Annotated in this window: 30 protein-coding genes; 9 read left to right on the forward strand and 21 right to left on the reverse strand. The window is 35.8% G+C overall.

Features of this window, described 5'->3' with window-relative positions:
* Positions 1-18: 18 nt before the first annotated feature.
* On the reverse strand, positions 19-567 hold the full coding sequence (locus tag FEZ13_RS08975) for a phosphatidylglycerophosphatase A family protein (RefSeq protein WP_146552348.1): 549 nt from the start codon (positions 565-567) through the stop codon (positions 19-21).
* A gap of 455 nt (positions 568-1,022) precedes the next feature.
* Here FEZ13_RS08975 and FEZ13_RS08980 point away from each other — a divergent pair, with 455 nt between their 5' ends.
* From FEZ13_RS08980 to FEZ13_RS08990, 3 genes are all read left to right on the forward strand, one after another.
* Positions 1,023-1,745, forward strand: coding sequence for an alpha/beta hydrolase (locus FEZ13_RS08980; protein ID WP_146552349.1), 723 nt, complete (start codon positions 1,023-1,025; stop codon positions 1,743-1,745).
* An 80-nt stretch (positions 1,746-1,825) separates the two neighbouring features.
* Positions 1,826-2,341, forward strand: a complete 516-nt coding sequence (locus FEZ13_RS08985; protein ID WP_146552350.1) for a YjcG family protein — start codon at positions 1,826-1,828, stop codon at positions 2,339-2,341.
* Between the two features lie 3 nt (positions 2,342-2,344).
* Complete coding sequence (locus tag FEZ13_RS08990; protein WP_146552351.1) at positions 2,345-2,779, forward strand: GNAT family N-acetyltransferase; 435 nt, start codon at positions 2,345-2,347, stop codon at positions 2,777-2,779.
* Between the two features lie 141 nt (positions 2,780-2,920).
* Here the strand turns inward: FEZ13_RS08990 and FEZ13_RS08995 are convergent, their stop codons facing one another.
* The 7 genes from FEZ13_RS08995 to FEZ13_RS09025 all read right to left on the reverse strand — a co-directional run bounded on the left by FEZ13_RS08995 (position 2,921) and on the right by FEZ13_RS09025 (position 5,994).
* Complete coding sequence (locus tag FEZ13_RS08995) at positions 2,921-3,205, reverse strand: hypothetical protein (protein WP_146552352.1); 285 nt, start codon at positions 3,203-3,205, stop codon at positions 2,921-2,923.
* 74 nt (positions 3,206-3,279) lie between these two features.
* A complete protein-coding gene (locus FEZ13_RS09000; RefSeq protein ID WP_146549564.1) occupies positions 3,280-3,525 on the reverse strand; it encodes a stage VI sporulation protein F in 246 nt (81 codons plus the stop codon).
* Positions 3,526-3,537: 12 nt separating this feature from the next.
* Positions 3,538-3,687: a YjcZ family sporulation protein gene (locus FEZ13_RS09005; protein ID WP_146552353.1), complete on the reverse strand. Its 150-nt coding sequence runs from the start codon at positions 3,685-3,687 to the stop codon at positions 3,538-3,540.
* A gap of 65 nt (positions 3,688-3,752) precedes the next feature.
* Positions 3,753-4,118 (reverse strand): stage V sporulation protein AE, encoded by a 366-nt coding sequence (gene spoVAE, locus FEZ13_RS09010; protein ID WP_146552354.1) that lies wholly within the window; start codon positions 4,116-4,118, stop codon positions 3,753-3,755.
* 9 nt (positions 4,119-4,127) lie between these two features.
* Positions 4,128-5,132, reverse strand: coding sequence for a stage V sporulation protein AD (locus FEZ13_RS09015; RefSeq protein ID WP_146552789.1), 1,005 nt, complete (start codon positions 5,130-5,132; stop codon positions 4,128-4,130).
* Positions 5,132-5,587: a stage V sporulation protein AC gene (gene spoVAC / locus FEZ13_RS09020; protein ID WP_146549567.1), complete on the reverse strand. Its 456-nt coding sequence runs from the start codon at positions 5,585-5,587 to the stop codon at positions 5,132-5,134. Before spoVAC ends, FEZ13_RS09015 begins: the two co-directional genes overlap by 1 nt.
* Positions 5,587-5,994 (reverse strand): YhcN/YlaJ family sporulation lipoprotein, encoded by a 408-nt coding sequence (locus tag FEZ13_RS09025; RefSeq protein WP_186725826.1) that lies wholly within the window; start codon positions 5,992-5,994, stop codon positions 5,587-5,589. Before FEZ13_RS09025 ends, spoVAC begins: the two co-directional genes overlap by 1 nt.
* Positions 5,995-6,124: 130 nt before the next feature.
* Between FEZ13_RS09025 and FEZ13_RS09030 the strand changes: the two genes are divergently transcribed.
* The gene (locus tag FEZ13_RS09030; RefSeq protein WP_146549569.1) at positions 6,125-6,649 is read left to right on the forward strand and encodes a CotY/CotZ family spore coat protein; all 525 of its coding nucleotides are present in this window, start codon (positions 6,125-6,127) and stop codon (positions 6,647-6,649) included.
* A 408-nt stretch (positions 6,650-7,057) separates the two neighbouring features.
* Here the strand turns inward: FEZ13_RS09030 and FEZ13_RS09035 are convergent, their stop codons facing one another.
* From FEZ13_RS09035 to FEZ13_RS09060, 6 genes are all read right to left on the reverse strand, one after another.
* Positions 7,058-7,411 carry a hypothetical protein gene (locus FEZ13_RS09035; protein ID WP_146549570.1) on the reverse strand — a complete coding sequence of 118 codons (354 nt, stop codon included), beginning with the start codon at positions 7,409-7,411 and terminating at the stop codon, positions 7,058-7,060.
* A gap of 51 nt (positions 7,412-7,462) precedes the next feature.
* Positions 7,463-8,839: a magnesium transporter gene (gene mgtE / locus FEZ13_RS09040; RefSeq protein ID WP_146549571.1), complete on the reverse strand. Its 1,377-nt coding sequence runs from the start codon at positions 8,837-8,839 to the stop codon at positions 7,463-7,465.
* Between the two features lie 510 nt (positions 8,840-9,349).
* On the reverse strand, positions 9,350-10,249 hold the full coding sequence (locus FEZ13_RS09045; protein WP_146549984.1) for an RluA family pseudouridine synthase: 900 nt from the start codon (positions 10,247-10,249) through the stop codon (positions 9,350-9,352).
* Positions 10,249-11,055 carry an NAD kinase gene (locus FEZ13_RS09050; RefSeq protein ID WP_146549572.1) on the reverse strand — a complete coding sequence of 269 codons (807 nt, stop codon included), beginning with the start codon at positions 11,053-11,055 and terminating at the stop codon, positions 10,249-10,251. Before FEZ13_RS09050 ends, FEZ13_RS09045 begins: the two co-directional genes overlap by 1 nt.
* Entirely contained in the window at positions 11,052-11,732 is a 681-nt protein-coding gene (gene yjbM / locus FEZ13_RS09055; RefSeq protein WP_146549573.1) for a GTP diphosphokinase, read from the reverse strand. The genes FEZ13_RS09050 and yjbM overlap by 4 nt, the downstream gene beginning before the upstream one ends.
* A gap of 21 nt (positions 11,733-11,753) precedes the next feature.
* Entirely contained in the window at positions 11,754-12,140 is a 387-nt protein-coding gene (locus FEZ13_RS09060) for a UPF0738 family protein (protein WP_146549574.1), read from the reverse strand.
* A gap of 160 nt (positions 12,141-12,300) precedes the next feature.
* Here FEZ13_RS09060 and FEZ13_RS09065 point away from each other — a divergent pair, with 160 nt between their 5' ends.
* The 4 genes from FEZ13_RS09065 to FEZ13_RS09080 all read left to right on the forward strand — a co-directional run bounded on the left by FEZ13_RS09065 (position 12,301) and on the right by FEZ13_RS09080 (position 15,184).
* Positions 12,301-12,885: a CYTH domain-containing protein gene (locus FEZ13_RS09065; RefSeq protein ID WP_146549575.1), complete on the forward strand. Its 585-nt coding sequence runs from the start codon at positions 12,301-12,303 to the stop codon at positions 12,883-12,885.
* Between the two features lie 9 nt (positions 12,886-12,894).
* Positions 12,895-13,767 carry a lytic transglycosylase domain-containing protein gene (locus FEZ13_RS20315; protein ID WP_146549576.1) on the forward strand — a complete coding sequence of 291 codons (873 nt, stop codon included), beginning with the start codon at positions 12,895-12,897 and terminating at the stop codon, positions 13,765-13,767.
* Positions 13,768-13,970: 203 nt separating this feature from the next.
* Positions 13,971-14,369 carry a globin domain-containing protein gene (locus tag FEZ13_RS09075; protein ID WP_146549577.1) on the forward strand — a complete coding sequence of 133 codons (399 nt, stop codon included), beginning with the start codon at positions 13,971-13,973 and terminating at the stop codon, positions 14,367-14,369.
* Complete coding sequence (locus FEZ13_RS09080; protein WP_146549578.1) at positions 14,366-15,184, forward strand: DsbA family protein; 819 nt, start codon at positions 14,366-14,368, stop codon at positions 15,182-15,184. The genes FEZ13_RS09075 and FEZ13_RS09080 overlap by 4 nt, the downstream gene beginning before the upstream one ends.
* Positions 15,185-15,327: 143 nt before the next feature.
* Here FEZ13_RS09080 and FEZ13_RS09085 read toward each other — a convergent pair whose 3' ends face one another.
* The 4 genes from FEZ13_RS09085 to mecA all read right to left on the reverse strand — a co-directional run bounded on the left by FEZ13_RS09085 (position 15,328) and on the right by mecA (position 21,176).
* Complete coding sequence (locus FEZ13_RS09085; RefSeq protein ID WP_146549579.1) at positions 15,328-15,837, reverse strand: VanZ family protein; 510 nt, start codon at positions 15,835-15,837, stop codon at positions 15,328-15,330.
* A gap of 1,222 nt (positions 15,838-17,059) precedes the next feature.
* Positions 17,060-18,877, reverse strand: coding sequence for an oligoendopeptidase F (gene pepF, locus FEZ13_RS09090; protein ID WP_146549580.1), 1,818 nt, complete (start codon positions 18,875-18,877; stop codon positions 17,060-17,062).
* A 64-nt stretch (positions 18,878-18,941) separates the two neighbouring features.
* Positions 18,942-20,027 (reverse strand): competence protein CoiA, encoded by a 1,086-nt coding sequence (locus tag FEZ13_RS09095; RefSeq protein ID WP_483314022.1) that lies wholly within the window; start codon positions 20,025-20,027, stop codon positions 18,942-18,944.
* Between the two features lie 495 nt (positions 20,028-20,522).
* On the reverse strand, positions 20,523-21,176 hold the full coding sequence (gene mecA / locus FEZ13_RS09100) for an adaptor protein MecA (RefSeq protein ID WP_146549582.1): 654 nt from the start codon (positions 21,174-21,176) through the stop codon (positions 20,523-20,525).
* Positions 21,177-21,627: 451 nt separating this feature from the next.
* Here mecA and FEZ13_RS09105 point away from each other — a divergent pair, with 451 nt between their 5' ends.
* Entirely contained in the window at positions 21,628-21,828 is a 201-nt protein-coding gene (locus FEZ13_RS09105; protein ID WP_146552356.1) for a hypothetical protein, read from the forward strand.
* A 68-nt stretch (positions 21,829-21,896) separates the two neighbouring features.
* Here FEZ13_RS09105 and spxA read toward each other — a convergent pair whose 3' ends face one another.
* From spxA to FEZ13_RS09120, 3 genes are all read right to left on the reverse strand, one after another.
* Positions 21,897-22,292 (reverse strand): transcriptional regulator SpxA, encoded by a 396-nt coding sequence (spxA, locus tag FEZ13_RS09110; protein WP_146549985.1) that lies wholly within the window; start codon positions 22,290-22,292, stop codon positions 21,897-21,899.
* A gap of 998 nt (positions 22,293-23,290) precedes the next feature.
* Entirely contained in the window at positions 23,291-25,078 is a 1,788-nt protein-coding gene (locus FEZ13_RS09115) for an oligopeptide ABC transporter substrate-binding protein (protein ID WP_146552357.1), read from the reverse strand.
* Between the two features lie 11 nt (positions 25,079-25,089).
* Positions 25,090-26,004: an ABC transporter permease gene (locus tag FEZ13_RS09120; protein ID WP_146552358.1), complete on the reverse strand. Its 915-nt coding sequence runs from the start codon at positions 26,002-26,004 to the stop codon at positions 25,090-25,092.
* Between the last annotated feature and the right edge of the window lies 1 nt (position 26,005).

Consider the following 26,005-nt stretch of genomic DNA (forward strand, 5'->3'; position numbering starts at 1 on the left):
GGTGAGAATTGGTCATTGCTAGATTGTTTCTTTATCCGTAATTATTTCGCCCGCTTCTTCTAGATCACGGATACGATGAGCCAATCGAGAAGCCGCTGATGCTGCAATACTGCCCACCAAATCATCTAAAAATGTATGCACATTTTGTCCGCTCCTTGCATCAAGTCGTTGGATGATACCTGTTTTCTTTTTGTCTAAATGACCATATGTTGTGACAGCAATACTGCCATACGTTAGAACGGATCCTATTGCTAAAGTTTCATCAACCCCGAATAGACTTTCATCAGATTCGATCAGCTGTTGCAATGGTTGGGACAGCATCCCTTTCTCTGCTAACTCATCTAATTCAACTCCAACAAGAAGTGCATGTTGGACTTCTCTTTTATTTAAAACACGTTCAACAGATCCTATACAATGTTTTATCGTTAAACCATTATTATAAGGATATTGCATTTCATAGACAATTTCTGCAATATCATTGATTGTTACACCTCGACGTTTTAGTGCATCTTTTGCCGCTTTCGCTACAATATCTGAAGACACTGATTTTATTTTTTCATTGTACATGGATAAACCTCATTTCTGCTAAATAATTCAGTCTATCTACCATTATACCTTTCCAAATTCATATGTTACAATTTCCCTACATACACATAAATCGATTTCATCATTCAAAACATTGATAAAACCCAAACATGCAATAGAGATCATTGTTAACTACCATAACGATTAAAACATCATCTATATGAAGTGAAAGATGGCAATTCCTCAAAATGCATACGCATTCCCTTCACGCTGTGTCTAGTCAGTGAAGCTTATTCAAATTTCTGTGGAAAAACGAGACAGAAGAGAACTCACAGTAAGATCCAATATGAGTTTCCGAGGAGACTAAACAGTTGCCCGCAGAAAGCGCTATCTAAAGTAGCATACTAAACGAATGCTAGGATATTATCCAAATGATTGAATGGTTAAATGAAAATAAAAGGATTATAAAATGAAGTCATATTAAAGGAGTGCTCGATGTGGAACAAGGTACGATTAGGGATTTAGAATTTTATAGTGAAGCATTGCAAGAAACATTGGAGTTACTGATTTATCTCCCAGCAAACTATTCTCCGCTTTATAAATATTCATTATTAATCGCCTCAGATGGCAAAGACTATTTTCAACTAGGCCGGATAAGCCGTGTTGCCGATGAATATTTAGCAAATGGAGAAATTGAAAATCTAATCATTGTTGGTGTACCTTATAAAAGTATTGAAGATCGCAGACGAAAATACTTGCCAAACGGAGATTTACATGAAGCCTATTTACGCTTTTTGGCGCATGAACTTGTGCCATATATAGACAAATATTATTCAACTTATCAAATGGGTATGGGGCGTGCGCTTATCGGAGATTCACAAGCAGCAACTGTTTCTTTGCTTGCAGCAATCGCTTATCCCAACATTTTCGGTAAAGTTATTTTACAATCACCTTATGTTGACGATGCTGTATTAAACAAAGTTCGTAAAGTGAAAAATCCACATGCATTTTCTGTCTATCATGTTGTAGGACTCGGTGAAACCCAAGTAATGACAACAAGTAAGACGATCAAAGATTTTCTGACACCCAATCGTAAACTTCATGAATTATTTTTGGAAAAAGGGATCACTACTTTTTATGAAGAGTTTGATGGTCAGCATTCCTGGAAATATTGGCAACCCGATTTAAAAAGAGCCATTAAGCAAAAATTTGACCTATAAAATGGCAATATCATCCCACGAATAAATTTTTCTGCTATACTGAAAATTGAGAACAATTAACTCCAAGGAGGTCATCCATAATGAAATATGGTATTGTTGCTTTCCCTTCTAAGCAACTTCAAGACTTTGCAAATTCTTATCGTAAAAGATACGACTCTCATTATACTAAAATTACACCACATATCACATTAAAAAGTGTAACTGAAGTAAAGGATTCACAAATTGACAGTATTTCAGAAGCTGTTAAAGAGATTTGCAATCATTTTAGTCCTCTTAAGATTCATGTATCAAAAATCAATTCATTTGCACCTGTAAATAATGCCATTTATTTAAAAATTGATCCCACAGAGGAACTTTTAGATTTACATGACGCATTGCACAAAGATCCATTAGGCGGAAAAGCCGAATACAAATTTGTTCCTCATATTACCATTGCGCAAGATATGAGCTCTGGTGAACATGACGATATTTTCGGACAATTACGTATGACAAACGTTGACTTTAGTGAAAGCATCAATCGTATTCATTTATTATATCAACTTGAGGATGGCTCTTGGACAGTTTATGAAACATATCGACTAACGGGAGAAGTATAGTCATTGGTATTCGCAAAAATTGTTGAAACTGAAAAAGAATTACAAGATGCCTTCTTCGTTCGAGAAGAAGTTTTCGTCAAAGAGCTAGGCATTCCTCTTCCTTTAGAAAAAGATGAATATGATGAAATTGCTACACATTTTGTTGCTTACTTTGAGAAACAGCCAATCGCTGCGGGGCGGGTTCGCTTCCTAGAGGACCATACAGCCACTGTTGACCGAGTTTGTGTATTGCCCCCTTTTCGCAGAAAGCAAATCGGTGTTTTAATGATGCAGAATCTTGAACAATATATTCAAGGGTCTCACATTAAAAAGGTCAAACTAAATGCGCAAACTCATGCTATTCCGTTTTACGAAAAACAAAACTATTACATCACTTCTCCGGAATTTTTAGATGCCGGAATTCCTTACCGTGCGATGGAAAAAACTTTTGATGCTTAAAAAAGCTACGATATATTATGAAGAAAATCATAATACATCGTAGCTCTTTACATGGAAGTAAATTCTACTACAAGCTAGTTCGTCCATTGCCATCCATAATTGATCGCATGCAAGATCAAGCTCACAATATAACTGTCTCATCTATATATAAAAGTCAAAGTACAATCCTTTACCCGTAATATTCGCAACTTTCAAATCATCGGAAGAATTATGAGGGGATTTATTTAAATAGTGTTTCTTTACGTTCAATTGCTTCCGAAATTTTATCTCAGCATTTTTATTTTTTCTTCTCCATTCTTCACCAAAATGACTTTGCTGTTTGACATGTTGAATTTGGTGAATATATGAAAAACGTTCTTCCTTTTGCAATAAACGCATCATATATTGATATGATTGTAAATTAGGAAACGGTAAAATATAACCCACCTGAATCACCCCCTGTAATATACTTTTACTTATATGCATAAACAGCATTCGTTATTACAGGGAAATGATTTGAATTATATCATTTTTTGAATTTTATTTAGGTCTAAGGATTCTCCATTTTTAAGAATAGACGCCACAATCTGTTCTTCTAGCTCTTTTGTTACTGGCTTATTTGCGAGTTTGGCAACTTTGCGAACAATTTTACGAACTTGTCGTGCATCTTGAAAATTGGCATTTTGAATAGCATTAGCTAGCGCAAAGACTTCTTCCATTGGAACTCCTGTTTTCTCTTCGATTCTTCGAAAAAAAGATGGATTCATCTAAACGCCTCCTTAGTAAATAAAGCTAGTGCCAACAATAATTAACAAGATGAATAATACAACGATCAAAATGAATGTTGAACCGCCGTAGCCACCGCCACCATAGCCGCCGCCGTAGCCGCCAGATGGATATCCACAACCGTATCCTCCCCATCCTGACATTGCAATCCCTCCTCTCTTTTCTCCCCTATCTTATGCGGAGGTGAAAAGAAGAATCGGGCTTTTAACTAAGGGTGCTGTCCTTTTGAATGAAAAATTAATGCACCGATCATACCAAACAAAATGGCCGCACTAATACCTGAACTTGTCACTTCAAACATACCTGTTAAAACACCAATCCAGCCATGTTTTTCTGCCTCGGCTATTGCTCCATGTGTTAATGAATTGCCAAAAGATGTAATGGGAATTGTTGCCCCTGCTCCTGCAAAATCAATAAGTGGTTCATAGAGATCAAAGCCATCTAATATAGCACCCGCCACAACCAAAATCGTTAAAGTATGTGCAGGAGTCAGTTTACCGATATCCATTAGTAATTGTCCGATTACACAGATCAAACCACCGACAATAAAAGCCATTATTAAAGAAGAAAGCATTTTTATTCCTCATTTCATTGAAATTTCAACTGCATGTGCAGTACATGGAATTGATTCATTCTGTTGTACAGTTAATGGAGAAAGCAATGCACCCGTTGCAATGGCAAGTACACGCGCCATTTTCTTTTCATTTAATTGCTTCAAAATGTAGCTAAAAAAAACAGACGCAGAGCAACCAGCACCGCTAGCACCCGCTAGAAAGGACTCATCATCGCCATAATATTCTGCACCAGCATCCCTTATTTTTTGCACATCTTGCTTCGCCATACCTTCTTTTATCAGCATTTCTTTTAAAATAGGAAGCCCTATTTTACCGAGATCTCCGGTCATGATCAAATCATAATCCGATAATTTTTGTCCTCTTCCCTTTAGATGACGAGTAATCGTATCACATGCTGCTGGAGCCATCGCTGCCCCCATATGAAATGGATCTGTTTGTTGCAAATCAATTACCTTACCGACTGTAGCTGCCTCTACAACAGGACTATTCATCTGTCCTTTTGCGATTAACACATAGCCAGCAGCTGTCACCGTCCATTGTGCAGTACCTGGTTTTTGGCCTCCATATTCAACCGGATAGCGAAACTGTCGTTCAACTGAATTATGTTGACTACCCGCTCCAGCTAACGCATAACGGCTCCCACCTAATTCTGTTAATAAAGACGCAATAATAACACTTGATACGGCAGTCGCACAAGCAGAAAACAGTCCAATATAGGGTATTTGCAAAGTTGCTGCTGCAAAATTAGAAGGTGTCATCTGATTGACTAGATCTCCACTCATTAAAAAATCTACATCGTTTTGTTTTATCTTTGCCTTTTGTAGGGCAATTTGACATGCTTGTTCGGCCATTGTTTGATGGCCTTTTTCATTGCTATCCTCTTCTGCTCTTTCATCGTCATAAAACTTATCGAAATCTTTTGCAAATACACTCTTTTTTTCCACTGGTCCAGCTACAACACCTGATGCAATAATTGCTGGTTTTGAAGGAAAATATATAACACCTTGATCCATTACCAATTCGCTACCCCCATTGTCACTAAAATGAGCTTTACAAGCGCTACTACAAAAGCAGCTGTAACACCAAATACAATAACCGAACCAGCTAATTTAAAAATATTCCCTCCGACTCCTAAAACAAAGCCTTCTGTTTTATGTTCAATGGCCGCAGAAATAACGGAATTACCAAATCCGGTTACAGGTACAGCTGAACCCGCTCCAGCAAATTGTCCAATTTTTTTGTAAACGCCAAATCCCGTCAATAGCATAGTTAAGAAAATAATAGTAGCAACTGTTGGATTCCCTGCTGTTTTCTCCGTGAAATTAAAATAAGTAATATAAAAGAATGTAATAAGCTGACCAATTGTGCAAATGATACCTCCAACTAGAAAAGCTTTTAGACAATTCTTCAAGATCGATGGTTTCGGTGAAAGTGATTGTTGTAAATGATCGTATTGTTTTGCATCCATTAGGTTTCCTCCTCAGATAGCTCTTTAAGCTCTTTGATTTTCTTATCTAGCTCTTTCTCACCCATTTGTTTTTTGGCTAACTTATCCGTTTCGATCATAATTTTCAAATCTGTACTCACTAAAACATCTTTTTGGGGTAAAGCCTTTTCAATTTCTTTCTGCCATTCCTTTTCGTATTGTCGCTTTTTCCATTTCGAGAATGGTTTTACTTCTATCCCCACAATGGCAGCATTATCTGTCAACAGAGCAGTGACTCTTTTTATATGTTGATCATCCTTGACGATTTGCTCTATTTCTTGGCGCTGATCCTTATGTGAACTGTCTTTATTGGTTGTAAAAAAAGACGTTTGTCCATTATTACAGCCTACCAGTATCAGGGTCACTAGCAATAGAAGCCCTTTTTTCATGTACATCTCATCCTTTTTGGAATTAGTATGTTGCTTTTTAGATAAAAATATTCAAGCTAGTGACAACAGCCCGACTCTATAATTATTAAACTCATATGGTATAGAGAGTTAAAAAGAGGAGGTGAAATTGATGGGCTGTTGTGGAAAAGAAGAAAGTTCAGGAGTAAGTCCAATCAATTCTAAAAACTGTGTATGTGATGTTGTACGTGCTATTTTAGACATCCAAACACAAGGGGCTACTGACGATTGTGATTGTCCTACTAATTGTTTTTTAGAACCACTTGGGGGCTTAGTAAATCCAACTAGAACAAACGCAGATACTCGCGTATTCATGCTTCTAACAAAAGACGGAACACCATTTAAAGCTTTCTTTAGAGATCTTATTGGTAACACAGGAACAGATTGTAGATGTTTTTCTGTATACTTCCGAGTGGAAGATGTATTTGATGGCTGCTGTGCTACTCTACGTGTACTAGAGCCATTAGACAGAAACAGAGCTGAAGTTGACATTCTAAATGAAAAAGGAACAGATGTGGATTTGCACAAACTTTGTAAAGTAAGAAACTTTAATCGTACAAATAGTTGTATTACAGTAGATTTAAATTGCTTCTGCGCCGTGCAATGTATTGCTGACGTAGATTTAAATGTTTGCTAAGATGATCTTAAGGTGAGGCAGCGTCGGAATGTAGAAGTGATTGGTTGATATTCATTTCAGCCAATCTCTTCTTCTTAGATTAACCCATTTATCTAAATTTCACTCCCATTTTATAGATAATGTTGAAAGATAACATCAGTGCTCGTTGTTCTGTATGCTTTTAGCGTGCTGGCACAGTGGATACAGGCTCAACTATCTTTTAGCCATATAGCAAAAAAACGAGTTCAGAATAAGAACATCTGAAACTCGCTTTTTTCCTATAATATAGGGCACTATCCAATTTATTGATCCATCATGACATAACCTATTCGTATATGAAATAGGTATTCATCAACAAAGCTGGTGTAACAACATTTGCATTTTACGTGCTAGCACCCTTTGGAAAACCATCCATATACCTGAGCTTCCCTATTTAAAAAATGATCTTCCACGCCAAAGCAAATCTTTTATTTTAGCGATAGCAATGGGATGAACGACATTATTAGCTGTCCTAATCATCACTTCCTGCGTTTCAACATTGACTTTATAAACCTCTCCTGAAATTTCTTGCCCATCGTTTATAACAAATACAAGCGGTTGATAAGCTTTCTGCTGAAATGGATTCGATAAGAACAACAGCTTTTCTTTTCGTTTTCGTAACTCAACATCTTCTTCTAATACAGGCTTACTTTCTGATACATCCTCCAATGATTCAATATTTTCTTCAATTTCTTTAAAATAAGCTGGTGGACTTTTAACGAAAAGAAGTGGGCGATTTCCCACATTTACACATCCTTTTTTATTTTCATACTATGCGAAATTGGCGAAATTGGTTCACATTAGATGATTAATAAAGGCTGTAGCAATGCCAAGGTAGATCAATATACTTGTGATATCGTTTAAAGTCGTGATAAACGGACCTGATGCAACGGCAGGATCAATATTTAAACGATGCATCAATAATGGAATAAAAGAACCTGCCAGAGTAGCCACTACAATAGAACAGCAAATGGCCACGCCAACTAATAAACCTAATAAGAATGTATGTTGCCAAAAGTAAACAATCCCAAGCGCAATGGCACCACAAACGAGTCCCATAATAAGACCTGTGATCAGTTCTCTAAACATCATTTGCAACTTGCTTTGCTCTTCAACATCCCCTGTGGCAATGCCTCGAACAGCTACTGCTAATGCCTGTGTTCCACTATTACCTGACGTACCACCTATTAACGGGATAAACGCTGCAAGTAATGCCACTTTTTCAAGTGTACCCGTAAACAAATCTACTAAATTAGCTGTTAACATTCCTAAAAATAAAAGAACGACTAGCCAGGGCAATCTTTTCTTTGCCGCTGCAAATGGATTCGTATCAAGACTGTCCATATCAGAAACCCCTGCTAATTTAGAATAGTCTTCAGATGCTTCTTCATCGATGACATCAATAATATCGTCGACGGTAATAATCCCCAACATTTCATTTTTCGAATTAATGACTGGAACTGCCAAGAAATTATAATCTTTCATAATTTGAGCAACATCTTCTTGGTCATCCGTTACATTTACACTCACAACACGTTCATTCATAATATCTCGGATCAGCGTGTCTTCTTCAGCAATAATGAGATCTCGTAATGAGATAACACCTGTTAAATGGTTTGTGTTATCCACCACAAAAATATAGTAAATCGTTTCTGCATCAGGAGCTGCATTGCGTAATATGGTCATAGCAGAACGTACCGTTGAATTTTCAGGGATAGCGACATACTCTGTCGTCATAATAGATCCCGCAGTATATTCTTCATAATGCAGCAAATCTCTAATTTCCTGTGCAGATTCATTGTCCATTATTTGAAGGAAATGACTAATTTGATCTTTATCTAATTCATTTAAGACATCGACCGCATCATCCGTATACATCTCTGCGATCATTTTAGCAGCATATGCCGGCGCCATTTCTTCTAAGAAACCTTTATATTCGTTATCATCCAGTTCAAGAGCTTCAAAAATCTCTGCCATCTCTTTTGGGGACAAATACTGATAGATAACCTGTCGTATGTCAGGTCCCACCTTCTCATAAAACTGTGCCTGATCGTACGGATGAAGCGCCAAATATTCATCTCTAAAAGTTGTTGGAGCTTCGTTTTGTAATAACCATCGTAAATGCTCCTCGTTAAATTGAACTTCATCTTTTTCCATTGTTTCGTCTTTCATGCATTGTCCCCTCCTCTCGACTGTTTTTCTTTACATAACACCTTATTATAATAATTCGAACATTCAATAAGGACAATTATTTTTTGCAAATTTCGCGGAACAAATTTAATAGTAACACGAGATGTTCTATATACTCAAATTGGATTTCCTTAATTTTCTAATATAAGAACACCACATCCTGTGGCAACAACTCCGTGACCAACATCCTGTTATCCTCAGCGTTCGCCCGCATGAGTCATGCGAGCCGGAGCGGAAATCAACGAATCTCCCTATTTTTGTGGATTAAACTGGATAATCAACATACCTGATCTTTCCTAGACAATGAGAAAAAAAGACATTGTCCAAAACTTCTTTTAGACAACGTCCTTATGGAATTTCATTCATTGAAAATAATCATACTAAATCCAATATTTAGCTTTTTAATTCATCAAACAAAAGATAAGGGATTTTTATCAATTGCATTGAAAAACTGCATTAATCACTAAAATGCCTTCTATAATTTGGACTCCCTTACATCATAATATGTCGCATATCCTCAGGAAGTTCACTGTTCCATACCATAGCCTTGTGAGTCAGAGGATGTTGGAGTTCAAGTTTTACACAATGTAAAGCCTGTCTGTCTATCAATTTCCTGCTTCCTCCATATAAATCATCTCCCAATAAAGGATGCCCTATGAAAGACATATGGACGCGGATCTGATGCGTACGACCCGTATGTAGTGTTAATTTTACGTGACTTATTTTTTCACCATGGATACAATATCGATCCAGCACTTGCACATCCGTATGAGCAAACTGTCCGTCTTGGCGTACCTCTCTCTCAATGATACTGCCATCCTTCCGTCCAATGGGGGCGACGATTTGCTGAAAATCTTCTAATACATGCCCATGAACCAGCGCTTCATAAGTTCTGTGAATCGTACGTCTTTTTTGTGCTTCGCTCATAAGATGATGAACATGGCGATGTTTGGCTATACACATTAATCCAGATGTATTACGATCCAATCTAGTGACTACATGAACGGTAGAAGCTACTTTTTGTGCCTGTAAATAAGCGACTACCACATTGGCGATACTGCCGGTAGGATGGTCATGCGAGGGAATGGTACTTTGATATGGTGGTTTGTCCACAATCAGCAATGCATCATCTTCATACTTTATCAGTAATTCTCCTCTTTCAGGTAATAATCCACCGCTTATTTCTTCTATAGGAAAAATGACTGTGACCTCATCGCCTATCTCTAAAGAATGACGTACATTTTGTTCTTTTCCATTCACCAATAATGCCCCACCTTGAAATTTAATCGCTGTTAGTGCTCGTTTGGAAATACCTATTTCTCTCAAAGCCTCACGTAATAGCTGCTGATCCTTTTGGGCAGTAAAGGTTAAATGATATCGTAAATCCTCCATCATTCTTTCAAATCACTATCAATAAAAGATTCATGAACACGTTGCCAGAATGGGAAAGCTTTAAAACGAGCAAAGCGGATCTTCTCTTTTGCCACACGATATTGAATGGACTTTACATTTTTATGCAACAATTGAACGTGATCCACTGTAACTGTAAAATCCTCTGCTTTGACAGGTTTTAAAATGCATTTATGATGAGCAGGTAGAACAAGCGACGATCCGACTGTTCGAAAAACGCGGTTATTGATCGAAGCCATTTCCGTTAGTTGGAATGCCTGCAAGGAAGGATGTAAAATCGCACCACCTAGTGCTTTATTATAGGCTGTACTTCCAGATGGTGTGGATATACAAAGTCCATCACCACGGAATCGTTCGAATGGTCGGCCATTTAACTCTACGTCCATCACTAAAGTCACTTCAGGCGATTTAACAGTAGACTCATTTAAAGCCAGATAAGTATAGCACTCCTCGCTATTTTGATAATTAATCGTCACCTCTAAAAGCGGATATTCAATAACTTTAAATTCATCCTTTGCTATCGAAATAACCAGTTTTTCGATTTCACTCGGTTTCCAATCAGCATAGAAGCCTAAATGCCCCGTATGGATGCCGACAAACGCAACCTCAGACAGCATATGTGTATAACGATGGAACGCGTGTAATAATGTTCCGTCACCACCAATAGACAAGACAATTTCCGGTCTTTCCTCATCTACTACTAATCCAAAATTAGTTAAATAATTAATCGCACGCTCCATTAGTTCATTTGACTGTGGATCATTGCGAGATTGGATAGCGAATCTCATATGCTCTCTTGACCTCCTTTTTGATGCTCATGGCGTACTTTCGGTTTTGATGCTTCCTTAAACTCTGTGAAATATTGCTGTGCCTCCCTGATTTCTTCACGGATTTCGGACATTTCTTCATCAAGTTTAAATGCCGCTTCTGCTGCACTTTGCAGACGATTTTTGATCTCCTCTGGAAAAACGCCTTTGTATTTATAATTTAAAGAATGTTCGATTGATGCCCAGAAATTCATCGCAAGGGTCCGAATTTGAATCTCTGCTAATATTGTTTTCTCTCCTTGAATAGTACCAACAGGATACTCAATAATCATATGATAAGAACGATACCCACTCTTCTTGACATTTGTGATGTAATCTTTTTCTTCAATAATATGTAAATCATTTCTTTGCCTTAATAATTCAATAACAGTTGGGATGTCATCTACAAACTGACACATGATACGAACACCAGCGATATCTTGTAGTTCATGTGCAAGTGTATCTGATGGTTCAAAAACTAGTCCCTTTTCTAATGTCTTATCATAAATACTCGCAAGGGGCTTTACACGTCCAGTCACAAATTCAATCGGTGATGTCGTGTTTGATTTTTCAAATTGCGTACGTATCCCTTTTAACTTTATTTTTAGTTCATCTACTGCTTGCTTATAGGGTTGTAAAAAGCGATCCCATTGTCCCATCATAAGTCCCCCCTAACAAATTTAGGTTTCACTCAATAGCTTTGCAAAGGTTTCTTCAACAGCGGTTGTAAAAACCTTTCCATAATTATAGTTACCCTCAATATTATAGATAAGCGATTGTAATTCATCCTGAAAGTTGGACAATTCAATCTTCCCAGTTTCCCATTTTAACACAGGAGCGACTTTTGATTGTAACGTTTCGGCTAATAATGGCCAAACTGATTGTGGAAATTTCACATAACTATATCCATCTTCTTCATCCATTAAATAAACAAAGGCCATTTCATCTGAATCCGTGATCATTTGACCTGTCGCATGCCATTTTAAATCATTTACTGGATTTTGTAACTCAAAGCAGATATGTGAATCTTCTAATATACCTTTTTCGACTATATAAGTTTTACGCAAAGTCAATCTTCCCTTCTGTGAATCTGCTATCTATTTTATCATAGGCTTGACCCAATCCCCCCATTTTTCTGGATCATTGTCAGGCTTTTCATTCATTATTTTACATTGCAATCTGTTATAAAATTCCTTTATAATTCATAAGTAGAAAGGGTGTCTTGAAATGACCCAACAATTAGAAATTGAATTTAAAAATATGTTAACACAAGCGGAATTTACACATCTTTGCACTTGTTTTAAAATAACAGATCAAAATTTTCATGCGCAAACGAACCATTACTTTGATACGCAAAATTTTGATCTTAAAAAATTACAATCTGGTTTACGGATCCGAGAAGTACAAAATCGTTTTGAATGCACTCTAAAAGAGCCAGCAACTGGGATTGGTTTGATCGAAACGACTGATATACTTTCAAAAAGCCACGTTCAATCTATTTTAGACGGTCATTCTGTTTTTCATGCAAATGAAGTATCCAAAAGACTTCAGTCACTGAAAATAGATCCCAACGATTTACGAATTTTGGGTACACTATTGACAGAACGTGCCGAAATAGAATATGAAGGTGGTCTATTAGTATTTGATCATTCACACTATGCGGACACGGATGATTACGAGTTAGAATACGAGGTTTCGAATGAAGAAGAGGGCAAGGCGATCTTTGAAAGTTTTCTAACACAATATTCTATACCACGCAGACCAGCTGATAAAAAAATTGCTCGTTTTATGAGCACAGTCAATAAGAAATGAGGACAATAGATGAACATTCAATCGTTACAAACATTAGCTCAACTTCAATCACTGCAAGGCACGGATTCAAATGGTACTAGTTCTCTAAGCAATTCTACATCTTCAACATCTGACCTATTCGCTCAAATGTTATCACAGTTGACTTCATCATCTAGTACATCTGATGCCTCTCAAATGCTTGGACTTACGAATTCTCTATCAAGTGATAATACGTCTTATTTATTGCAGCTTTTAGGAAATAGTTCATATAGCAACGTGCTCAACAATGATTCTTCAAGCAACTATAGTCAATCTCTTGGATATGAAAATGCGACATCCACTGATTATAGTCAGCTTTTAAATGGTTTAAGCAATGCTTCAAGTAGCACCAATAACTCTCTTTATTACAATGGAACTTTACCCGTTTATATACCTACTTCTATTATGAATGGGTTAGATAATCGTTACAGCCAAACAGTAAGCAATCTTCAAAACCCACAAGCTGGCTCTACAAATGTGTCATCTAATACGAATTATGATGCGATTATAAAAAAAGCATCAGAAACATATGGCATTCCAGAAAAAATGATTAAATCTGTTATTAAGCAAGAATCTGGTTTTAATAATTACGCAACGAGCTCAGCTGGTGCTGGCGGCTTGATGCAATTAATGCCTGGAACAGCACAATATTTAGGTGTTTCTAACGTGTATGATGCTGAGCAGAATATTATGGGTGGCACTAAATATTTAAAACAACTGTATGATAAATTTAGTGGAAACTATAATTTGATGCTAGCTGCCTATAATGCTGGTCCTGGTAACGTCACAAAATATGGCGGTATTCCACCATTTAAAGAAACCGAAAATTACGTCACGAATATTATGAATACATACAAAGCATAATTTAAAATATCATTTGACAAAATGCCAATAATTTCGCTACTATTCAACCATCCCTTATTTGATGAATGGCTTTAGAATGCGACAATTATTGGCTTTTTTCATCAAAAAATATGAAATTTGAAGTAGAGAGCGAGTCATTTGTTTGAGAAAATGCAGCGAGATTGATAAAATAGAATTACAGCTAAAGCAAAGGAGAATCATCTATGACGCAAAAACCTATCATTCCTTACGAGGAAATTGGTAAAGAAAAACTCTATAAAATGATTGACATTTTCTATTCCAAAGTTGCTAAAAATCCAAAGCTAAAGCCTATATTCCCAGATGATCTATCTGAAACAGCTCGTAAACAAAAACAATTTCAGACACAGTATTTAGGTGGTCCGAATATTTATACAGAAGAACATGGGCATCCTATGCTAAAGGCTCGTCATATGCCTTTTAAAGTTACTCCTGAACGTGCACAAGCTTGGTTAGAATGTATGGCGGAAGCAATGGATGAGGTAGGTTTCGAAGGCAAACTTCGTGACATATATTATCAACGCCTTGTCCTTACAGCGCATCATATGATTAACTCTCCAGATGAGGAGGAGGTTTTAGAGTGAACAATATTTACTATTTAGCCGAAAAGCCTGCTGTATCATCGACAACTGCCTTAAGCAAACCGATTGAGCTATACGTTTTTATGGATTTGTTGTCACCGAGTAGTTGGGAGCTTCAATCACTGATTCGCCAATTGCAGGTAAATTATGGTCAATATTTTTCACTACGAATTATTTTGAGCACTGAATTGAATTCACTAAATACTGCTTGTCAACGAATTCACAGTTGTGAATCGAGTGAGGAACTTGTTGATGTTTCTCACCCTGTACTTCCTTCCATTGCTGTCAAAGCGGCCGAACTACAAGGAAAAAAAGCAGGATATCGTTATTTAATGAAACTACAGGAATACGCTTTATTAAAGACGAAAAATGTTTGTCAATGCAATATATTACAAGAAATTGCACAAGAAATCGATTTAGACATAGAAGAATTCCAATCTGATTTTTTATCAATGGAAGCAACTCGTGCCTTTCAAAGCGATTTATGTATTACTCGTGAAATGGAAATAGATGAAGTCCCATGCTTTGTATTCTTCAATGAAAATATAGAAGATGAAGGTTTAAAAGTTTGTGGTTCTTATTCCTATGAAGTTTATGAAAAAATACTAGAAGAATTACTTGATGAAAAACTAGTTTGTCAGCAACCGCCTTCAGTAGAGGAGTTATTCCATCGCTATCATATATTAACGACAAAAGAAGTTGCAGCTATTTATCATATTTCTCTGAATGCAGCCGAGCGCGAACTCAAGAAAAAAATGCTCCAACAAAAACTAGATCGAGTCATTTGTGATGAATTATCACTTTGGCGTTTAAAATAAAGCAGCGAAACTAAATGATTTAGTTCAAATAACAAATATCATACATGATACAATCCCCTCAGATCAACCAATTAAAAATAGGATCTGAGGGGAGATTTTTTTATGGCTAAAAGAAAACATATTAAAGTTAGGTTTTAAGTTATTCAATTAACCAATATTAACAATAATGTTATGACGAATACAGGCAGTCCTACAATGAAAGAGAGGACAGCAATAGCTGATTTGGTTTTTTCTTCTGTCTGAAATATCTTTTTGCATAATAGATAGATGAATATGCCTATAAGTCCTCCTAACACATTTAAAATAATATCATCAATATCCGTTGCACCTAATGCAAAGGTATATTGTATCACTTCGATTAGTAAGCTTCCCAACAAAATCAAAAGAAGGTTCTTCACTAGCGATTTATTCTTATTATGAAGAATAGTATATATTCCCGCTGGCACAAACATTAAAATATTTGCCCAAATGTTCATATCGACAAGTCGATAGTGTCCAAATCCATTATCGACCATTACATATTCCTTTATGGAGTCGAATGGAATGAGATTGACACTTCTTAAGTGATCTCGTGAGATAAACACTGTATCGATTAGTAAAACTATATAAAATATTAAAATAAACCAATAAAAAATTTTCAACCATTTTTTCATCTAAAAACCTCCTCTGAAGATGTTTTAATCATATAATTCAATTCTTAAAAATTGAGCACTGCATTTCTTAAAAAAATATGAAGCCTTTATAAAACTCTCAAGTGAAACATCACTGAGAAGGGTTTTCTTCATGCCACACCGGGTCTTAGTTGGGCTATTAGCAATTGTCTCCACTTATCTGCTGCTTGTTATTTGAATCTTGAATTCGAGGACGTGCTTGCCTGTGTTATTGTAGGATAAATTTTTGTGCTATCCTAAAATGTTTAACCTTATTAAGTGGTAAGAAGTTTCATACCGATGGCAGTTTCACTTTATAATGATACCGTTTTGCACACTTTTCCTTTATATTTCAGAACAACTTTTCGACTTATATCGACATATAATGTCAGTTGTATTCGCTGTTTTTTGACAAAAATAAAAGAAGTACCTCTATAAGAGATACTTCTTTTCACAAAGGGGATGGGAGAAATGTTCACGTTCAAACAAAGGGGTGTATGTTTGTTTGTGATTTATTTCACACCTAAACTTTAGCACGAAAAAGTTTACATATCAATGTTTCAGCTTCATATTCACAAAGTTGTCATATAGTAAGCGTTTACAATTCAATTTCTATTTTTTTATGTATACGATGACATGAAAATGTCGATGATAATAAATTACAGGATGAAATTCCCATGAAAAAATAGAACTATTTTTTAGAATTATGTCGATTTTTGCTATCAAATATTCTGATCGACGACATATAAAGCATACCTTTTAAGAAGTATGACAAATTGAAACTTCACACGGTGAGGTCTTTTTTTCATCCTCTACTGGATATTAGTTGAAAGCGATCGGTCTTATATAGGCAGTTGATCCCCTTTCTTTCCTTATTCTCCTGCTTGTTACTTACGTCTTGATGTAGGTGTGGCTTACTTTGCCTGTTCGTGTAGAAAAAAGACACTGGACTGAACTTGATCCGTTTCTCTACAATAAGCCAGGCAAATCTAAATCTTCCTCGAATTATTTATATTCTGCGGGGGATGGTCTGCTTCCATTTATCACATTATGAGCCATGGCTTTTCACTATATTGACTAGCTGAAAAAGTATCACTAAAAAGATGCTATACAAAAAGCACAGAATGTTGTTGATCACACTCTGTGCTCATTTTGTTTTACATACTATAGAGTTAAATCTCTACTTTTCAGACAAATCCCTTGAATTTCACTTCACTATATTAGATTATTTCACTAACAATTTTTCAAGTTCACCTAAATTACGTTCAAACACTTTGCATGCTTCCTCAATTGGAGATGCTGATTCCATATCAACACCAGCTGCTTTTAAAACGTTGATAGGATAGTCAGAGCAGCCTGCTTTTAGGAATTTATTGATATATCGTTCAACCGCTGTATCGCCTTCAGAAAGGATTTGAGAGCTTAAAGCAATAGCGGCACTTTTACCTGTTGCATATTGGTAAACATAGTAATTGTAGTAGAAGTGAGGAATACGTGCCCACTCTAACCCAATCTCTTCGTCGATGACCATATCTTCTCCGAAGTATTGCTTATTTAGATCATAGTATACTTTCGTCATACTTTCCGCCGTAAGTGCTTCACCTTTTTGATCCAATTCATGAACAATGTGTTCAAACTCAGCAAACATGGTTTGACGAATAATCGTACCACGGAAACCTTCCAACCAATGATTTAAAATATATATCCTTGTTTTCGGATCATCAATTGTCTTCAATAGATAGTTGTTTAATAATTCTTCATTACAAGTAGAAGCTACTTCAGCAACGAAAATAGAATAATCACCATAGACAAATGGTTGGTTATTACGTGTATAGTAGCTGTGAACGCTATGTCCAAATTCATGTACAAGTGTAAATAGATTATCTAAATTGTTTTGCCAATTCAACAAAATATATGGATTTGTACCATATGAACCTGATGAGTAAGCACCACTGCGTTTACCTTTGCTTTCTACTACATCCACCCAGCGGTCTTTTAAGGCCTTTTGGAGGATTCCAACGTATTCATCGCCCATTACGCTTAAAGCCTTTAGCATATGTGTTTTGGCTTCCTCGTAAGTCATATTGATTTTAGATTCTGGTACAAGCGGCGTGTAAATATCCCACATATGCAATTCGTCAATACCAAGAATTTTCTTACGCAATGAAATATAACGATGCATTAATGGCAAATATTTATGGATCGTATCGATTAATTGATCATATACTTTTTCAGGAATGCTATTGGCAGACATTGCTGCTTGACGTGCAGAATCATAGTGGCGAATACGTGCACTCACATTATGAGCTTTCACATTTCCTGATAATGTAGCAGCGAATGTGTTTTTGAAATTTCCATATGTGCTGTACATGGCATGGAACGCTGTTTCCCTTACTGAGCGATCTTTACTTTCTAGGAAGTGAACATAATTGCCATGTGTTAATGGAACTTCATTGCCGTCTTCATCTTTGATCGTCGGGAACTCTAAATCAGCATTGTTTAACATACTAAATGTATTTGCTGAAGAACCTGTCACTTCTGACAGCTGAGAAAGGATGGCTTCTTGTTCTGCTGGCAAAATATGAGGACGTTCTTTATTGATTTCTTCGATTTCTTGTTTATATAATTGAAGATCTTCGTTTTCTTTCAAGTACCCTTCAATAACCGCTTCATCTAAAGATAGAATTTCAGGTGTTAGGAAAGAGAGACTTGTTGAGATTTGGGCATATAATGTTTTAGCACGACTATCGGTTGCTTGATAAGTGGCATTCGTTGTATCTTGATCATTACGCATGTGAGCATATGCATAGAGCTTGCCCAACTTATAATACACATCATCTCGGAAACGTAAAACCTTTAACAATGCTTCAGCACCATCTTTAATGGTACCTTGATAGCTTGCAGCTTGTTTCCCGAGTTCACTAATTTCTTTAAATGCTTCTTCCCATGCAGCATCTGTCGCAAAAATATCCTCTAGTTTCCAAGTTAGCTCGGTCGGTACCTCTTCTCTTGTCAGTACTTTTGTTTGTTGATTTTCAGCCATGATATGACCCCCTAATTTAATTTGTTCCTGAAAAACGAAGTACTATCATATTTTCTCAATTTTCTCAACGCTTTGCAAGAAATTGGGCATATATAGATTGCCATAGCATTTTTTCATCAAATTGACTATTGATGCACGTTATCCCTAATCTTCTCAATATGAAATGATAATTTTCTAATGATACGACTGCTTGTTGATCTAGGCATATTGCAGGATACCTTTTACAAAATTCATTGATGCTTCTTGACGAAGGATGAGTAAAATTTTCACCCTGTTCGATTAGAAACATAAGCCAGAGCATTTGCCATTCCACTTCAAACACAGAAAAGTGCATGTGCTTTGTAACAGGAATGCCTATAAATAAAGGCAGCTTCTCTACCGGATAGTTCATAAAATAACAAGCACGTAAAAAGGAGTCTTGTACACCTTTTCTACTCATCAATACTCTTCTTCTTAAAAAAAGGAATCGTTCTTTTTTCCAGAGCTGCCAATAGATTTGAAAATCAGATTCGGAGGGTACTAGCACATTTAAAAAAGGAAAGTGCTGCGCCTCTAATGGTAAATGCTGTACCTTTCCAATAAAACGATACCCTCCTCCTATTGGGAGTAAATAAGAAAAATAAACAAAGGTCGCAGATTCAGGATCAAAAGTGATTAGATGAAGATGATTTTGGATGTATGTGATAAATTGCTGTTTAAATGGGGATAGTTTAATTTGTTGAATACCATCTGGATAGGGGCGTTTGTCCTTTGGGGTTTTTAAAATCCAAATTGGCTGTATATTGGCTCGCAGATAGCCCTCTGTACGAGTTTCCATTTGGGGGATTGGAATCGTACTACATTGAAATTCAATGGCAAACCGTTGATGATTACTCTCAACTAGTAAATCAGGACGCTGAGATATTTCCTTGAAATAAGGCTCGATTTGAACATTTAGCTGCAATTTCTGAAACATTTCATATAACTGATGCTTCCCCAATAAATGGGTAGCTGTTTCTCCTTCTGAAAACAAGCCTTGACACTTACTCTTTTTTTGATGGGCAAAATGGGGAATCATCACTTGTCCGATTTTCAACAGTAAGGGCTCCTGACATTGTGGACAATAAAACTGCTCTTTTTTTCGCAATTTCTCTAAATGGTCTCTTTTCACATTCCTTGTTAGTGTGATTAACTCATTCTGCTCATTGAACGCTGTTAAAATAATATCACCTCCTATTAAATTTTATGAATATTCTGTCCCATTTGCAAATAAAATGAAACGTTACACATCGTGAGCTTGTTGCCTGTTCTAGCGGGATAAAGTGAAACTTCTCTTAGAGGTGATTTTCCTCCTCTGGGAGTTAGTTGAACCAATCGGGCTTTTCAGGCAGTTGCACACCTTTTACCTACTTTTTTACTTGCATCTTAATGTGTGTCTTACTGCTTGTTCCTACGGGATAAAGTGAAACTTCTCTTAGTAACAATTTCTTCATCCTTTTGCAAAAATACACTAAAAAATGGAGATACCTTTAAATGATTTCATCACTCTTAGATATCCCCATTGTTATACATTTTGTCGAAAAATATGCAAGATATGTCTAGATGTTTAGTCAATAAAGCATGTTGATCTTGCAAATCATTCTTTAAGTGAGCTGTGCTTTTCGTACTAAAAATATTTTCGAACTGTTTCAAAACAGTTGTCTTTCATGATTACTTTTCCGTATTCTTCTAATAAATGAATGGTTGTATCTGCTTCCTCAGCACATTCAGAAATGACACTCAAGTAATTCTCTAGGTCGCCCATCGTACTGTCTTCATCAAATTTGACATGTAAGTAATACTTACCTTCCATTTCAAATAATGAATTTTCAAAATTGGCTTCTTCTGGCATTCTATAAGCAATGTCGATAATATCATCGAATTCTTTTAGAACGAATGTATAGCCATCCAAAAATTCATCCGAATCATTGAAAAATTCCTCAAATTCATGAGGCTTGATATCCATGCCATTAAAGGCACTTTCAAAAAACTTTCTTTTCTCTTCCAAACTTGAAGGTAGGTCTAATAATCCATCCGAGTTGAATTTGGCAGTAGTGACAGTTAACTCAAGCCCATTTTCTTTTGCTACAACTTGAATCCATAATGGACCATCCATTTCAAAATCTATATCGTCATTAAGCTCTTCCATCATTACCCAAAAGAGTTCTTCGCCTTTTTCTCGGTTATACCATATTTCATCTTTCGTGAAACCGCGTTCTTCAATGTCAAGATAAGAAATGAAGAGTTTTAGTGTATTCTCATTAATGCGTTCCATATCCATATTACACAACTCCCTCCGGTCACTACTTCTAAAAAAGATTTGACTGTTAGCCAGATTCTTGAAGGTGTAGCACATAAACAGCGTCTCTTACTATTGTATGACGAGATAGCGAAAAATGAAAAGAATAAATCTCAAGAAATAACAATAGTATATGAAATATAATAGAGTATGTTAACAATTGCAATAATAATTCGCAAATTGTAACTACCTTTATTATAATACTATATTCCTGCATAAAGTGAAACTTCACTCAAATGTAGGTTTTTCTTCGGTTTTCCACTGTGTCATCGCTAAATCGATCACGCTCTTTATAGGCAATTACTCTTGGTTGCACACTGATTTTATGCTATATATTTTTCGTCTCGATATGGAGAACTTACTGCCTATTTATCCCGCGTCAACGGGCAGTATGACCCACACCTCAAGTTTTAGAGAAAAGCGAGAAAGATAGGTGGGGGATCAACTGCCGCCGCATGCGCCCGATTGGTTTGGGGGGCAGGATGTTGGTTACTCAGGTGTTGCCACAGGACGTGAAGTTCTTCTATTTCAGTGGGGGGATGAAGAACCCCCCAATGATGGAAGCTTCACTTTATGTGGGATCAAGAAGCTTTTCATCCTATTATGTTCCAAGCTTCAAATCAAATCCAAATAAAAAAGCTAAAACTCCAATTTTTCGGGGAGCTCTAGCTTAGCTTGTACATATGTTCTCCAACTATGCGATTAATTCACCATTTTTTGTGCTTCCTGTAATTGGAAAGCACGTACTTTACGTGGTAAGAAACGTCGAATTTCATCTTCATTATATCCGACTTGAAGACGTTTCTCATCTAAAATAATTGGACGACGCAAAAGCCCTGGGTTTTCTTGGATCAATTCATATAATCTTTGTAAAGGTAAAGATTCTAAATCCACTTTTAATTTTTGGAAGATCTTAGAACGTGTTGAGATAATTTCATCTGTTCCATCTTCAGTCATTCGTAAAATTTCTTTAATTTCACTAATGCTAAGTGGTTCTGCAAAAATATTGCGTTCTTTGTACGGAATTTCATGTTCTTCCAACCATGCTTTTGCTTTTCTACATGAAGTACAACTTGGTGATGTAAATAAAGTGACCATCATATCAAACACACCCTTTCAAAATGTATATTATATAAACATCTAGCTATTTTTAAATTAGAATTACTCTAATAAAGAAGTCTAACATCATTATACAACATATTTTCTCATTTGGATATACACAAAAAAGAAATAATTTTAATTGATTTATGTTTAATTATTCTATTATTTTAAGCATTTTAGATTATACATTTCGAGCAATTCTCACTTATGTTATTACTATAGCCAAAAATAAAAATCTTTAAACAGAAAAAAACAATAAAAATATTCTCATTTAGAAATGGAAATTGAAAATGATAACCTCCTAGTATTACTACGAATTCATCTTTCAAAAGGTTTCACTTTTTATATTTTTTTACAAAAAATTTTTATTTAACAAAACTAGAACAGAAAAATGAATTGTATCAGTAACCGAGTTCTCTATATACAAAGATGCTGTCATGACATTATTCTACTTCAAGTCCAGGCCAAATCGCTATGTATTTTAGATAATCAGAGCGTATCAAATAATTTATGGAAACAAAAAATAAAACCCCATAATTCTATTTAAAAATCAATGCACAATAGAATCGATTTCATAAATCATTTTCTTCTTAAAAAATACGAACATTTAAGAATAACTAATTTTGATAGTTGTGGAGCGGAAGACGGCGACTCCTCGAAAATGCATGCATTTTCTTCGTGCGGTGTGAGTTCAGGAAGTTTATTCAAAGTCCTACGGGAAAAGCTTGAGCTGAAAGCCCCGCAGGAACGTAGTGCCGAGGAGATTGAAGCCAAGCCCGTGGAAAGCGCCGTCTGGAGCGGAACAAAAATTTCTGAATATTAATGTTCATGTTGATTTAAAATGTTCGTGTTTTTTATCTGAATTTTGTATTATGAAATTGATTCAATAATAAAACAAAAAAGCCGATTCACATTCAATTGAAAGTACCCTTTAGAATGGACTTTTTATGTCCTCTAGAGGGTACTTTTATATGGCATATTTTCACAATTATTTATTATTCTTTGATAGGTTCATCAGCTGTTAATTCTATATCTTGTAATTCAGTGCCATTGACATAATCTATACTGAATTTTTTCACACGCTTGTTAACAGGAATAATTTCTGTACGGAAATACATAGGTACAGTAACTGCCTCTTCTTTCATCGTTTCTTGCCATTTCTTAAATGCTTGTGCACGATAATCTGGATCTAAAGCTTCTTTTGAATCAATTGCGTTTAACTGTTCTTCTAATTCTGGAGTAGTATATCGTGAATAATTAAATGATGCATACTTTGAGTACAGTCCAATTGGTGATGGATTTGTTCCAGTTCCCCATGCCGCCATAAACATATCAATATCTTTGTTGTCTGCATCAACTTTGTCATAGAAAGAATTAAATTCAATTAAACGACCAGTTGTTAACTCTACTTTTAAACCGATATCTTTCCAATTTTGGATATAGTATTGAGCGATTTTATTATCTTTATCAGAACCAGACATTCCAGCTAATTTTATCGTAAATGCTTTTCCATTTTGATCTTCACGGAAGCCATCATTATTTGTATCCTTATAACCTGCTTCATCTAGCAATTTTTTTGCCTTTTCAGGATCATAATTGTAACCTTTTAAACTACTGTCATAGTATGTTGCAAACACTGGTGGAATTAAAGAATTAGCACGTGAACGTAAACCATCATAATATTCATTGGCTACTGTTTCAATATCCATACCATACGCAATCGCTTGACGCAATTTCTTATCAGCCATTTTTGCATTCGAATCAACGACAACTTCTGATTTTTTAGAATCCCATTTTCCTTCTTTAAAGCCAAGATAAGAGTACGCTAACTCTGGGCGTCCTAGTACAGTAATATTTTTGTAATCCTTAATCGTATTATAATCATTTGATGGATAGTTTGGTGCTAGCAAATCAAATTTGCCAGTTTTTAATGCTTCTGGAGCTGTGGCTGAAGATACCACTGAAATAACCACCTTATCAATTTTAGGTTTCCCTTTCCAGTAATTTTTATTGGCTACTAATTCAACAGATTCACCTTTAACAATTTTATCAATCACAAACGCACCAAGAGTTACAGGAGTTTTACGCACTGCATCAGATTTTTGTAAATCTTTAATTGGGATATCTTTTAATTGGTGGTATGGTGCAGCATATCCCCATAAACCATCCCCACCAGAATAGATGGCCGGTGAAATTTTCTTAAAGGAAATTTCTACTGTATAATCATCTATTTTTTTAATGCCGGAAATATCTTTTGCATTACCGTCATGATATTCTTTAGCCCCTACGATATTCTGGAAATCTGCATCATAACGAACACCTGTATAATCTTTATGCCCAATAATTAAATATGGGTAAATCACATCATCTGCTGTCAATGGCTTCCCATCAGACCATTTTACATTTTTTTGAATAGTAATCGTTGCTTTGTTTGCTTTTTCATCGACTTTTAATTTTCCTAAACCTGTATCATCAATTAAAAAATCCTCTTTTGTATCGAAAAGTGAATTCGAAGTATATGCAAGTATTTCTGCATCATATGCATCTTGGTATAACTCATATAAAAACATTCCTTTAAAAGGAGCATCTAATTGTAAGCCTACTTTTAGGATCCCCCCTTTTATAGGCGTTCCATCGTTTTTCACATCCACTGCGAGCTTACTAGTATCAACTTTTTCTTTCTCTTCACTTTCTTTTTTGTCCTTGTCCCCTCCACCGCACGCTACTAAAACTAATAGTAATGATGCAAGAACTGTTAATAGAAACCAACTTTTCTTTTTCATATTTTTCCTCCTCATCCTAGTCTTTGTTTGGAGTCAGCTACTCGTCTGAATACCTGTCCAACATAATTTATCGCCAGCATCAAAATTAAAATTAATAATGATGCAGGTAACCATACCCAATACTTATCTTCAATGACATCGGAATTACTAGCATAACCAACCAATGTCCCTAAACTAGGAACATCTGGCGGTAATCCAAAGCCCAGATAAGATAAACCCGTTTCAATACCAACATTACCAGCCAAATTTAATACAAGCTCAACTATCAAGATGGAACTGATATTCGGAATAATTCCTTTAAAAATGATTGAAAAATCGCTGGTCCCCATTGTTTTTGAAGCACTTACATAATCTTTTCTCACTTCGGAGAGTACTTTACTTCGAGTCAACCTAGCAGTACTTACCCAAGAAAAAGCACTTAAAATCAATACGAAAGTCAATACATTATATTTTGGAACAATGGTTACGAATACAATAATTAACATTAAAGTTGGGAGAGTGATATAAAAATCTAATATTCTCATAATTAGGTTGTCGATAAATCCACCATAATACCCTGCAATACTCCCTATTAAAACTCCAAGAAACATAGATATTGCAGTAATTGAAAATGCAATTAGTAAGGAATTTCTTGCCCCAATGACGAGTTGACCTAAAACATCACTGCCACCTTGGTCGGTACCTAATATGAAACCATTCTCTCCTGGTGGCAAAAATATATTTGCCAGACTAATTTTCATGAGTTCATCTTTATCGATTAACGGAGCCCAAACAAATGCTCCAATAATGATGATCAATAAAATCACTAAGGAAATAATGGCTAATTTTTCTTTTAAAAACTCTCTTATAACTACTTGTAATCCCGTAGCAGGGATACTTTCTTCAACTTTCTTCTTTTTGACCAATTTAACCCACCCCTTCCTCATT

It is taken from the genome of Rummeliibacillus sp. SL167 (assembly GCF_007896505.1).
GTDB lineage: Bacteria > Bacillota > Bacilli > Bacillales_A > Planococcaceae > Rummeliibacillus > Rummeliibacillus suwonensis.

Coding starts and splice junctions, on each gene's coding strand:
- FEZ13_RS08975 (WP_146552348.1), bottom strand. CDS start 567: ATGTACAATGAAAAAATAAAATCAGTGTCTTCAGATATTGTAGCGAAA.
- FEZ13_RS08985 (WP_146552350.1), top strand. CDS start 1,826: ATGAAATATGGTATTGTTGCTTTCCCTTCTAAGCAACTTCAAGACTTT.
- FEZ13_RS09000 (WP_146549564.1), bottom strand. CDS start 3,525: ATGAATCCATCTTTTTTTCGAAGAATCGAAGAGAAAACAGGAGTTCCA.
- FEZ13_RS09005 (WP_146552353.1), bottom strand. CDS start 3,687: ATGTCAGGATGGGGAGGATACGGTTGTGGATATCCATCTGGCGGCTAC.
- spoVAE (WP_146552354.1), bottom strand. CDS start 4,118: ATGCTTTCTTCTTTAATAATGGCTTTTATTGTCGGTGGTTTGATCTGT.
- FEZ13_RS09015 (WP_146552789.1), bottom strand. CDS start 5,132: ATGGATCAAGGTGTTATATATTTTCCTTCAAAACCAGCAATTATTGCA.
- spoVAC (WP_146549567.1), bottom strand. CDS start 5,587: ATGGATGCAAAACAATACGATCATTTACAACAATCACTTTCACCGAAA.
- FEZ13_RS09025 (WP_186725826.1), bottom strand. CDS start 5,994: ATGAAAAAAGGGCTTCTATTGCTAGTGACCCTGATACTGGTAGGCTGT.
- FEZ13_RS09030 (WP_146549569.1), top strand. CDS start 6,125: ATGGGCTGTTGTGGAAAAGAAGAAAGTTCAGGAGTAAGTCCAATCAAT.
- mgtE (WP_146549571.1), bottom strand. CDS start 8,839: ATGAAAGACGAAACAATGGAAAAAGATGAAGTTCAATTTAACGAGGAG.
- FEZ13_RS09045 (WP_146549984.1), bottom strand. CDS start 10,249: ATGGAGGATTTACGATATCATTTAACCTTTACTGCCCAAAAGGATCAG.
- FEZ13_RS09050 (WP_146549572.1), bottom strand. CDS start 11,055: ATGAGATTCGCTATCCAATCTCGCAATGATCCACAGTCAAATGAACTA.
- yjbM (WP_146549573.1), bottom strand. CDS start 11,732: ATGGGACAATGGGATCGCTTTTTACAACCCTATAAGCAAGCAGTAGAT.
- FEZ13_RS09065 (WP_146549575.1), top strand. CDS start 12,301: ATGACCCAACAATTAGAAATTGAATTTAAAAATATGTTAACACAAGCG.
- FEZ13_RS20315 (WP_146549576.1), top strand. CDS start 12,895: ATGAACATTCAATCGTTACAAACATTAGCTCAACTTCAATCACTGCAA.
- FEZ13_RS09075 (WP_146549577.1), top strand. CDS start 13,971: ATGACGCAAAAACCTATCATTCCTTACGAGGAAATTGGTAAAGAAAAA.
- FEZ13_RS09085 (WP_146549579.1), bottom strand. CDS start 15,837: ATGAAAAAATGGTTGAAAATTTTTTATTGGTTTATTTTAATATTTTAT.
- pepF (WP_146549580.1), bottom strand. CDS start 18,877: ATGGCTGAAAATCAACAAACAAAAGTACTGACAAGAGAAGAGGTACCG.
- mecA (WP_146549582.1), bottom strand. CDS start 21,176: ATGGATATGGAACGCATTAATGAGAATACACTAAAACTCTTCATTTCT.
- spxA (WP_146549985.1), bottom strand. CDS start 22,292: ATGGTCACTTTATTTACATCACCAAGTTGTACTTCATGTAGAAAAGCA.
- FEZ13_RS09115 (WP_146552357.1), bottom strand. CDS start 25,078: ATGAAAAAGAAAAGTTGGTTTCTATTAACAGTTCTTGCATCATTACTA.
- FEZ13_RS09120 (WP_146552358.1), bottom strand. CDS start 26,004: ATGAGGAAGGGGTGGGTTAAATTGGTCAAAAAGAAGAAAGTTGAAGAA.